The sequence below is a fragment of the Sorangium sp. So ce128 genome, from assembly GCF_051525245.1.
GTDB classification, from domain to species: Bacteria; Myxococcota_A; Polyangia; order Polyangiales; family Polyangiaceae; genus Sorangium; species Sorangium cellulosum_B.
Genome location: NZ_CP150313.1, coordinates 8,348,619 through 8,359,042, shown reverse-complemented (window position 1 = coordinate 8,359,042; position 10,424 = coordinate 8,348,619). Strand labels below are relative to the sequence as shown.

Below are 10,424 nucleotides of genomic sequence, written 5' to 3'. Positions count from 1 at the left end.
GCCCTTCGCGTTCAGCTACTTCCGCTGCTTCGGCTGAGCGTCGGCCGCGGCCGCGCTCGTCATTCCATGGGCCTGCCCGTCGCCCGCCGGGGCGGCCTTCGGTCTGGCCTTCTTCGCATAGCTCCACAAGAAATCACCGCTGCCGCGCTCTCCCCACGTGATTTTATCCTGCGACCTTCCCCTGGCGATCTGCGCGTCGGAGTGGCAGCCCATGCAGCTCGACGTGTGGAATATCCGGGTCGTCTTGGGGCGTAGAGCGCGGTTCACGTCGGCGGCGACCGTGTTGCCTTTCTGCATGTATGTCTCCAGGACAGTGTTCACGAGGTAAGGTCGGTACGGCCGGCCGCCGGACTCGTTCGCGACGGCATCGGGGAGCTTGTCCGACGGCGGCGGCTCGCCCCCGCCGTCCGTCGGCCACTGCGTGCCGACGAGCTCGTAGAACTGCAGGGCAGAGCGGTTCTTCTTGAGCTGCGCCTGGACCTGGCTGTTCAGGGCGGCTGTATCCTCCCGGATCGGCTGCTGCCGGTGCACCTGCGTGCGGCTGACCCACGGACCCCCCGAGGGCGGCCAGACGCGCTCATCCGGCGGCTCATTGACCGGGCACAGCGGGCAATCCGGATTGTTGAACGAGGGCTTGAGCGGCTTGCCATTGTGCGTCTCGAGCGGGTTGACATCGACGTTGTCGATGTGCTCGAACGCAGCCCAGACCCATTGCTTCTTGGCCGAGAGCGTCTTGATCATGACGTTCGCGCCCACGAGGCCGAACGTCTGCAGCGACGGGCCTGCGCCCGTGCGGACGTACGCCTTCCGGAGGATGAAGCGCCCCTCGAGGTGCCTGTCGCTCTCGTCCAGCAGCTTCCACGCGAGCTTGAGCGCGATCGAGGGCAGCTGATCCTCGTTCCGCGGGTTGCCCCAGGGCGCGTCGGGGTTGGTGCAGTCTTCCTCGGGGGTGGCGCAGTATTCCGCGCTGTAGGCGATCTGTCCATCGATGCTGTACAGCTCGTTGTCGTTGAGGTACTTGAACAAACGCTCGCTGTACAGCACCTCGTAATACACCTTGTTGCCGTTCTGGTCCCAGAGGATGAACGAATCGGCCTGTCTGTCGTCCTGTAGCGTGCGGGAGGCATTGATCGCGAAGCTCGCGTCCGGAGCGCTCCGCCTGGCCTGCTGCTCGGCAGGGTTCCATGCATCAGGTGGGCCGCCGTCCGGCTTGAAGATGTCGTAACTGGTCTTCCAGGTATCCCACCCATGGGCGCCATCGTCCGCGAGGCGAGGCCGCGCGCGGCCGTCCTTGGTCACCGGCCATGCCATCGCGATGAAGGACTGCCATGCCAGGATGTCGAATAGACGGTTGCCTTCTGCGTATTTCCCCCTCCCTATGGTTCTTTCTTGCAGCTCGGGATCGATGTCTCGGGGCAGGGCCGAGCACAGCTTGTCGGTGAAGCTCGGGAACTTGCTCCACAGCTCCGCCCGGCATGTCTCGTCGTCAACCGGTGAGGACACGCCCGTGTTCTCGGGAGGGGAGGGCGGGGGAGAGGAGCTCTGCAGCTGGACTGTCGCGGTGCACGACAGGTGTGCCGCGCCCGCCAGGATCATCGAAGCCGATCTGTAGATGGAGGACGAATGGCGTTTCATTGTGCGACGCTCCAGAATACAGCGTGTGTGTCGGTTCTCAGGCGAGGGAGAAGCAACGTAAGACACCAAGGTAGGCTTTGGCCGACAGCGCTCGATCCGGGCCGAGGACGATCTTCAGGTCGATCCAGCGGCGCACGCGGGACGGCCATTCGTGCTCCCGGCAGCGCTCGCGCGAGGACCCGGGCCATGCGGTGAGCGCGTCGCGCTGCGAGGGCGTGCAGAGGCCGAGCGACGAGAGGCGCTCGAGCGTCGCGCTCCGGCCCGGGTCCAGCTTCCGGGTCGCGAGATCGAAGAGCTCGATCCCGAGCCGAGGAGCGACGTTGTCTCCGATGGTGACGTCGATCGTGACGCGCTCGTCATCGACGCGCAGCACTCTCAGCAGCTCCTCCACCTCACCGGGTTGGCCCGGCCAGCCTACCCCGTGCAGGTAGCCGGTGAGCCGGTCGCGCGGCAGCGAGACGTTGAGCTTGAGCGTCGCAGGCTGCCTGGCGCTCATGACGGACAGATGAACGACGTGGCCGCCGTCCGGCAACAGGGTGAAGCAGCGGAGCAGCGCGGCCTGGGTCGCCGCCGGGACTGGCCCATCGAGGAGCACGGAGAGGGCCGCCTCGACGAGCCGGAGCCGGCCGCTCGGGCTGAAGTCGCGCTCTGCCTCCGGGGCCTCCAGGTTCGTGAGGGGCCTCGGATCCAGGCAGAGGAGCACGGACGGCTCGACCGGACCACGACGCGCGGCCGGCTGATCGAACTCGAACCAGAGCAGGGGAACCTGCTCGAACAGGAGGGTGCCGGGCGTGGTCCACGCGGCGAGGAGACGCCCTGGAGGGCCCCGGAGCGGATCGGCGCCTTCCACCGGCGGAAGGCCGCCGGGGGCGACCGGACCTTCGCGGCGCGAGCGCGGGAGCCGAGACGCGAGGAGCTCTCTCCCTTCCGCCAGAATACAGGCAAGAAAGTCGATCCGCGGTGCGGTCGCCCCCAGATGACATTCGAGGGTCAGGACGGAGGCGGCGTCCAGCAGGGCCGGGGCGCAGCGGCTGAAGGCGCGCCAATCTCGCGGTGACACGAGCGTCGGCGGGACATGAGGCTCGACGAGCTGCAGCGTCTTCTCCATCGACCGAACGATCATGCAGCGACCTCTCGTCCTGCCGGGCCGTGCCGGCGTGATGACCACCGACAGCCGCGGTCGGCCTTCGAGCAGAGCCGGAGGCTACCGGCTCACCAGGCCTTGTACCAGTTGTCGCCGTTGAGCTCGGAAACGACGAGATCCAGCAGGGCCTTGATCGAATCGTCGTCGGACGGGCCCCTTGCGATGTGGTCGTCGAGCTTCTTCATCTGCCGCTCGCTCAGCTTGAACTCGCTCATCAGCGAGTTCCTGGATTCGTTCTTGTGCGCATCATCGTCGGGGTGGAAGCGATTGTAGACCTCCGCGGTGTGCACCAGATGATAAAGAAAGGACAGGAGACCCGGCTTGCGTGCCGCGCCGCTCGCCGATGGGGCGGGCGCCTCGTCGCTCGCGTTCTTGAAGAGCCTCGCGTTGACCTCATCCTTCGTGAGGTAGAGGACGTTCGCGATGCAGTCATCGTCGGGGTGCCCCATGTCGCCGCACTTGTCGAACACCGGCTTCTCGGTAGCGCTCAAGCGAAAGTTTTTCAGTACTTTGTTCTTGTCTGTGTTCACGCTGAGGCCCATGTGCCTCAAGTGATAGAGCAATGACAGGACGCCGGGCGGATACTTCGTTGTCTCTGTGGGCATCGTCGTTGTTTCCTCGTGTGCTGTAGTTGAATGGCGCTTCGCGCGTCGCAGCAGGTGCGCGCGGCCCGGTGAGTCGCGTGCTCTGCGAGCTCTCAGGGGCCGTCGTTCGCTGGAAAGAATCGCCTGCTCCAAGCCGCTCGATCCGGTCAAGAAACACGTTCGGGGTGGAGCCGAACCGTCTGCGAGTGGGAATTGCACGGCGCGTACCAGCCGTGGGTGCATGTCCGCCGCCCGGCCGACGTGCGGGGATGCGGGCGTTTCCGGGCCGGGATGTGACGGCGGCCGCGGGCATTCCGTCGAGCGCGTGCGGCAAACTGTCGGCCGACGTGTCGGCCGACGTGTCGGCGGGCGTGCCGGCCGAGGTCTCGGCGCCGTGCCGGTGCCGTGCAGGCGGACGTGCCGGCGCCGTGCGGCGCCCTGCCGGCCGACACGATGTCAGCGCGGCGCCTACGCCGGCCTGGGCTCCAGGGAGATCTGGACCGTCTGTTCCCCCTCGAGCAGCGGCCGCGTCACGTCGCGCCCCGCCACCCTGTAGACGGTCGTCGATTCGGCCCTGGGCCAGATGCTCCGCGCGCCGGCGCTCTCGAACTTGAACTCCTGCCGGGCGGCCCGGCAGACCGCCTCGTCGACGAGGATCTCCCCGGACAGCGCTGCGCGCGCGAGGTGGGAGGCGGCGTTCACGGCCTGCCCGAGCACCGTGTAGCCGAGCCGCGCGCACGCGTGCGAGCCGACCTCCGCCGCCAGGACGCTGCCGGTCGAGACGCCCGCGCATACCCCGTGAGCGTAAGGCGAATCGTTCCCCGTACGCCGAGCGACCGTCTCGAGCTGCTCGCGTACGGCGACGCACGCCGAGAGCGCCCGGTCGAGGTGCTCCGGCCCGTGGAACACCGCCATGACGGCGTCGCCCACGAATTTGTCCACGATGCCTCCGTGCGCCAGGAGCTCCGGGACGATCACCTCGAAGTTGGCGTTGAGCAGCCGCGTGGCCTCGGCGGGCGGCCTCTCCTGCGCCACGCGGGTGAACCGGAAGACATCGACGAACGCGACGGTCGCCTCCAGCGCCTCGCTCGCGGCTGCGCCCGCGGGCCCGAGCGCCCGGAGCCGCTCCACCAGGGCCGCGTTCGTGAACTTCCGCAGGATATCGTTCTCCTCGTTCGCCTGGGCTTTCTGTCGCTGCTGCTCCGCGGAGCGGAGGGACTTCTCCAGCGTGGTCTCGAGGTCGGCGAAATCGAGCGGCTTGAACAGGAAGTCGAACGCCCCCCGGTTCATGGCGCGACGGATGTTGGTCATGTCGCCGTACGCGGAGACGATCACCGTCCTCGCGAGCGGGTTCACCTCGGGGATGTGCTCGAGCAGGGTGATCCCGTCCATGACGGGCATGTTGATGTCGGCGACGACGACATCGATGTCCGGGTGTCGCCGGAGCTCCTCGAGGGCGTGCTGGCCGTTGTCGGCGAAGATGAGCTCGTAGGCGGAGCTCTTCTTGTTCTGCCGAAAATGCATCTTCAGCAGGAGCTGCATGTCGGGCTCGTCATCGACGATGAGGATCTTGGCGGGCTTGCTCCCCGCGTCACACACCGCGGCGAATGCCGTGATGAGCTCGCGGGACGACTGGAATCTCCGGGTCCGGTCCTTTGCCAGGGCGCGCTCGAAGAATCGATCGAAGCCGGGGAGCAGGGCGGCGTCGAGCGATGAAGGCGGCGGGAACGGGTCAGTGCAGATGCTGATGATGAGCCCTGGCAGATTTTCTATCGAGAACGGAAATCGGCCGGTGAGCGCGCGGTACGCAATGACGCCGAGCGACCAGAGATCGGCCAGGGGGTGGGGAACGGCGCCGCGGACCTGCTCCGGGCTCATGTACGCGGGGGTTCCGATGCGCGTGCCGCTCCAGTCACGCGCATCGAACAGCCGCCACCCCACCCCGAAATCGAGGATCTTCACGGACTCGCCGGACGCACCCCGGGCGAGGAAGATGTTCGCGGGCTTGAGATCACAGTGGACAATGCCTGCCGCGCTCGCTGCCTCGAGGCCCGAGCTGAGCTGCCGGAGCAATGACAGCACGGCCGCCGCCGGGAGCTGGCGCGTGCGGCGAAGCCGGCTCTCGAGGTCTTCCCCCTCGAGCAGCTCCATGACGATATAGGGAGAACCCTCATCGATTCCGTAGTCGTGGACTTGGACGATGTGCTCGTTGCGGAGACGGGCGACGGTCGTCGCCTCCTGCTCGAAGTTGCGCCTTGCGTCGAATGAAACGACGTTCTCGGGCATCATCCGCTTCAGCGCCACCGGCCGGCGGAGCATCTGATCGAAGGCCTCCCAGACGATGCCCATGCCGCCGCGGCCGATCTCACGCAGCAGCGCGTATCTCCCGCCGACCGTTTGGCCCTTCACAAAGGAAAACTACTACGCGCGAGCGCACATCGTGTCAACTGGCGTTACTGTGTCCGCGCCCAGGCGACGTTGGCACAGAGGGGCGCCAAAGCGGTTCGGTGTGCTCGAATGTGCGTGTCGCGCGTGGCGTGGAGGAGCGTGGAGGAACCGAACGCCGGCTCCGCTGAGCTTGCAAGTCTTTTCGGTGGGCGCGTATTCTCCCACCCCCATGGTGACCGAGCGAACAGGGCTCACCACGATCGCGAACGCGACGACGCTGCACCCCGACACGAGCCCCTCACGGCGGGCATGCACACGCCTCGCTCCGTCCCTGTCCGTCCTTTACCATCCTCGTCTCGAGCGCATCGGTGAGCGCGCCGTCCTCGCCGACCTCGCGCTTCGCGATGCGGTCGCGCTGTCGAGAATGGAGCCGTACTTCGGTCCACCGGGGGCGATCGGCGATGCGCCGCTCGGGGATACCCACCTGAGCCGCAAACCCCTGCGCATCATCGCGCTGCCCGACGACCGGATCCGGCTGGACGCGGCGGAGCGCGGCTCCCACGTCGCGGTGGATGGCGCCCCGCTGGAGGGGAGCCGCGATTTCTCGCTCGACGAGGTGACGCGGGGGGTCGTTATCGAGCTCGCCAGTCGCGTCGTCCTGCTGCTCCACATGGTCGATCCGTCCCCGCGGGAGCCGGGGGAGCGCCTCGGTCTGGTTGGCGATAGCGACCTTCTGGAGCGGACGCGGTGGCATATCCGCCGCATCGCCGACCTCGGAACTGCGGTGCTCCTCCGCGGCGAGACGGGCACTGGAAAAGAGCTCGTCGCGAGGGCGATCCACCAGGCCGGCAATCGGCGCAATCAGCCCTTCGTGGCCGTCAACATGGCGGCGATCCCTCCGTTGCTGGCGGCCGCGGAGCTCTTCGGCGCCGAGCGCGGATCCTATACAGGCGCCCTGCGCGACCGTCCCGGTTACTTCGGCTCGGCCGAGGGCGGGACGCTCTTCCTCGACGAGATCGGCGAAGCGCCGCCCGACGTGCAGGCGATGCTCCTCAGGGCCCTCGAGACGGGCGAGATCCAGGCGGTGGGCGCCCAGCAGCCGAAGAAGACGCGCATTCGGCTGATCACCGCCACGGACGCCGATCTGGAGGCCAAGGTGGCCGAGGGGGCTTTTCGCGCTCCGCTGCTCCACCGCCTGGCCGGTTACGAGATCGCGCTCCCTCCGCTCCGCGATCGCCGAGACGATCTCGGGCGCCTGCTCCTTCACTTCCTGCGCGAGGAGCTGACGGCCTCGGGCGACGCGCATCGGCTCGACGCGCCGCGGCCCGACGGCGCCCCGTGGTTGCCGGCGTCCGTGGTGGCCCGGCTCGCGCGGTACGACTGGCCGGGGAACATCCGTCAGCTCCGGAACGTGGCGCGGCAGCTGGCCGTGGGGAGCCAGGGCGCGGCGCGTCTGGAGGGGGCGCCGGCGCTCGAGCACCTGCTCCAGCGGGCAGCCCCGGAGCAGCGGAGCCACGCCGACGGCGATCGCGCGGCTGCGGCGAGATCGGCGCGGCCGGAGACCGCCACGGCGGCGCGGGCGATCTCGGGGAAGGGCGCCGGCTGGCGCAAGCCCTCCGACGTGCGGGAAGAGGAGCTGATCGACGCGCTCCGCCGGAGCCGGTGGGATTTCAAGGCCGCTGCCGAGCAGCTCGGGATCTCGCGGACATCGCTCTATGCGCTCGTGGAGAGCTGCCCGCAGGTCCGCCAGGCGAGCCATCTTGCGCCGGACGAGGTCGCCCGCTGCTACGCGGAGTGCGGTGGACACATCGACGCGATGGTGGAGCGCCTCATGGTCTCCAAGCGGGCGCTTCAGCGCAGGATCCGTGAGTTGCGTCTGGCATAGTCGACCCGGCGCCGGAACGAGAAAGCCGGAGCGAGAGGCGGTCAGCGCGCCAAGGGAGACGTGAAAGAGACGTGAGGGAGACGTGAGGCCGAGGTTCGAGCCGGTCAATCGCAGGCGCCTCGATGTCTCGTTCGTTCGGCTCTTCACGTGGGATCTCTGCCTCGGATTCGTGGGCGTCCGCCTGCCGGTCGAGCTCTGATCGTCGCCGACGCCTCATGTCCAGAAGGTCCGATCGACCGGTCAGGCTCGGCCTTGATGGGCGATTGCCCGGAGCCAGACCAGAAAGACCAGCAATCGCCTGCGATGTCGCCCCGCATGACCTGAACGCACCTCGGGGAGCGCATCGCGCTCGACCGCGACGCCGATGGGCGAGCGCCGAACGATTCCTCTTCTCGGCGCGCCCGGCGGGCGAGTGCGTCTCGGGATGTCATGAGCCCGCTCGTGCGCTGCTCGTGCAGGATAACCAGCATCGCTTCATCTGGCGATATGGAATTTTCAGATCGATCTTGATGTGCCCTGTCGCACAGATGGGCAATTGATGATTGCCATCGATGAATCGATTCCTGTAGGGTCATCACAGTACGGCTTGCGGTTAAGAGCGCCGCTCGAGACCTCCTGCACCAGGCAGCCGAGGGCGGGCCCAGCGCGTCGCTGCTCCGCGTCGCCCTGCTTCATCAGGGCACATCGTCGCGCCGAGCGCCGCGCCCACCCTGGGCTTCCTTGTTCGATCCGGTCTTGTTCGGCGCCTGATACGTACGAAAGGGGAACGAGACACATGGCATTCCTTCCTACTTGCTCTTCCATTGGCGCACAGGGTCTCCGCCGCTTCGGTCGCGCGATCGCCGCGGTTTCTGCGCTCACGGCGATATCGGCTCCAGCCAGCGCGCTCCCGTCGTTTCCGGGGGCAGAGGGCTTTGGCGCCGTCGCGACCGGCGGGCGCGGCGGGCGCGTCATCAAGGTCACCAACCTGCGCACGAGCGGGTCGGGGAGCCTCCAGGCGGCCCTCGACGCCAGCGGGCCTCGCATCATCGTCTTCGACGTGAGCGGCGTGATCGAAGGGGATGTCGTCATCCGGAACGGCGACGTGACGATCGCGGGCCAGACGGCCCCCGGCGCGGGCATCACCATCCGCGGTCGCTTGACCGCCAGGTACTCCACCGCGGTCAACAACATCATTGCACGGTTCTTGCGAGTCCGGCCCGTGTACAACGGTTCGGCCGGAGAGCAGTTCGACGCAGCGCAGATCTCGCGGAACTCGAAGGTGATCCTCGATCACATGTCGATCGCCTGGGGCGTCGACGAGACCGTGGACCTCTATGAGGCAGATGACGTCACGGTCCAGTGGTCCACCATCGAGTCGTCGTCGACCACGGGGCATCCAGAGGGGATGCATAATTACGGTCTCATCAACGGCCCTGATGGCCACCGGATCACGCTCCACCACAACCTGTTCGCGCATCACAAGGCGCGTTGCCCCGCGGTCGCGAACGGCCCGGCCGACATCCGCAACAACGTGGCCTACAACGTGAGGCACGGGTTCGTGCACCACAACCGGGCGAGCGGCCAGTTCAACATCGTGGGCAACACCTACATCAAGGGGCCGAGCGATCAGCTGATCCCGTTCTACTTCGACGGCAGCGCCGGCGCAGGGCTCAAGTACTTCCTCGGCGACAACTACATCGACGATCCCGGGAAGTTCACGGGCACCGTCGAGAACCCCTGGAAGCAGCCGTACCTCCACCCGAGCTTCAGCAAGCTCAACAAGGCGGAGTCGTACCGCTCGGCGACGCAGTTCAATTTCACGCGGGATGTCCCGGGGTACATCCCGGTGACGACGCAACGCGCGCAGGACGCGGCTCGGCTCGTCGTCGCGCAGGCGGGCTCGCTGCCGCGCGACGTGGTGACGAAGGGCGTCTTCAAGAACATGGAGCGCCGCGACGGCTCGTGGGGCGCCCGCTACGTGAGCAACCTGATGGACGGGCTCAGCCCGGGGACGGCCCCCGCAGACGCCGACCGCGACGGCATGGCGGACGCGTGGGAGCGGGCGCACGGCCTCAGCTCATCGAACGCGAGCGACCACACCAAGGTGATGCCGTCCGGATACACCGCGATCGAGGAGTACATCAACGAGCTCGCCGCCGCGCTGATCCGCCAGGCGGGGGGCAGCTTCTCGATGCTCCCGGACGAGGGGGAAATCGAGGAGCAGATCGAGTAGCGAGCTCCAGGAGAGCGCGATCGAGAGGCCGCGGCGTGGTCCAGCACACCGCGCCGCTCCGCGCAGCGGAGCGGCGCGGGAGCGGCGGCGACGATGCGGCCTCGCGACGCGGCGCCGGCTGGCCTGCCTGTTGCGCAGGCCGTCGCCGCTGCTAGGTTCCCCGCGGCGCTCCTTCAGACAGAGCGTCCCGGACGAGACGCGCCGTACCCGGTCAGGATAAGACGACGCAGCCGCATCACGAGGAGAGTCGTCATGTCCTGGCTGGCGTTGCTCCTGGCAGGTCTGCTCGAGGTCTGCTGGGCTATCGGTCTCAAGTACACACACGGCTTCACGCGCCCGTTGCCAACGGCGCTCACGGTCGGCGCGATCATCACGAGCATCGCGCTCCTCGAGAGCGCCTCGCGGACCTTGCCCATCGGCACGGCGTACGCCGTCTGGGTCGGCATCGGCGCGTTCGGGGCGTCGATCGCGGGCATCCTCCTGTTCGGCGAGCCCGCCACGGCCGCGAGGCTCGGTTTCCTCGCGCTGCTCGTTGTGTCCATCGTCGGCCTCAAGCTGGCGAGCCCCTGAGCC

Annotated in this window: 7 protein-coding genes and 1 riboswitch; of the genes, 3 read left to right on the top strand and 4 right to left on the bottom strand. The window is 67.7% G+C overall.

Translation table 11 applies throughout. The features are described from left to right. Nucleotides 1-15: 15 nt before the first annotated feature. The 4 genes from WME82_RS31730 to WME82_RS31715 form a co-directional block, all read right to left on the bottom strand. On the bottom strand, nucleotides 16-1,503 hold the full coding sequence (locus WME82_RS31730; protein ID WP_438038362.1) for a hypothetical protein: 1,488 nt from the start codon (nucleotides 1,501-1,503) through the stop codon (nucleotides 16-18). A 169-nt stretch (nucleotides 1,504-1,672) separates the two neighbouring features. Then, nucleotides 1,673-2,758 carry a hypothetical protein gene (locus WME82_RS31725; protein ID WP_438038361.1) on the bottom strand — a complete coding sequence of 362 codons (1,086 nt, stop codon included), beginning with the start codon at nucleotides 2,756-2,758 and terminating at the stop codon, nucleotides 1,673-1,675. Nucleotides 2,759-2,847: 89 nt separating this feature from the next. Beyond that, nucleotides 2,848-3,384 (bottom strand): hypothetical protein, encoded by a 537-nt coding sequence (locus tag WME82_RS31720; RefSeq protein ID WP_438038360.1) that lies wholly within the window; start codon nucleotides 3,382-3,384, stop codon nucleotides 2,848-2,850. 447 nt (nucleotides 3,385-3,831) lie between these two features. Beyond that, nucleotides 3,832-5,772 carry a protein kinase domain-containing protein gene (locus WME82_RS31715; protein ID WP_438038359.1) on the bottom strand — a complete coding sequence of 647 codons (1,941 nt, stop codon included), beginning with the start codon at nucleotides 5,770-5,772 and terminating at the stop codon, nucleotides 3,832-3,834. A 208-nt stretch (nucleotides 5,773-5,980) separates the two neighbouring features. Between WME82_RS31715 and WME82_RS31710 the strand changes: the two genes are divergently transcribed. The 3 genes from WME82_RS31710 to sugE all read left to right on the top strand — a co-directional run bounded on the left by WME82_RS31710 (nucleotide 5,981) and on the right by sugE (nucleotide 10,421). Then, the gene (locus WME82_RS31710; RefSeq protein ID WP_438038358.1) at nucleotides 5,981-7,636 is read left to right on the top strand and encodes a sigma 54-interacting transcriptional regulator; all 1,656 of its coding nucleotides are present in this window, start codon (nucleotides 5,981-5,983) and stop codon (nucleotides 7,634-7,636) included. A gap of 775 nt (nucleotides 7,637-8,411) precedes the next feature. Continuing rightward, nucleotides 8,412-9,851: a pectate lyase family protein gene (locus tag WME82_RS31705; RefSeq protein WP_438038357.1), complete on the top strand. Its 1,440-nt coding sequence runs from the start codon at nucleotides 8,412-8,414 to the stop codon at nucleotides 9,849-9,851. 162 nt (nucleotides 9,852-10,013) lie between these two features. Then, nucleotides 10,014-10,082: riboswitch (guanidine-III (ykkC-III) riboswitch) on the top strand. Between the two features lie 21 nt (nucleotides 10,083-10,103). Further along, nucleotides 10,104-10,421 (top strand): quaternary ammonium compound efflux SMR transporter SugE, encoded by a 318-nt coding sequence (gene sugE / locus WME82_RS31700; RefSeq protein WP_438038356.1) that lies wholly within the window; start codon nucleotides 10,104-10,106, stop codon nucleotides 10,419-10,421. The last annotated feature ends 3 nt before the right edge of the window (nucleotides 10,422-10,424 follow it).

Coding starts and splice junctions, on each gene's coding strand:
- WME82_RS31725 (WP_438038361.1), bottom strand. CDS start 2,758: ATGATCGTTCGGTCGATGGAGAAGACGCTGCAGCTCGTCGAGCCTCAT.
- WME82_RS31720 (WP_438038360.1), bottom strand. CDS start 3,384: ATGCCCACAGAGACAACGAAGTATCCGCCCGGCGTCCTGTCATTGCTC.
- WME82_RS31710 (WP_438038358.1), top strand. CDS start 5,981: ATGGTGACCGAGCGAACAGGGCTCACCACGATCGCGAACGCGACGACG.
- WME82_RS31705 (WP_438038357.1), top strand. CDS start 8,412: ATGGCATTCCTTCCTACTTGCTCTTCCATTGGCGCACAGGGTCTCCGC.
- sugE (WP_438038356.1), top strand. CDS start 10,104: ATGTCCTGGCTGGCGTTGCTCCTGGCAGGTCTGCTCGAGGTCTGCTGG.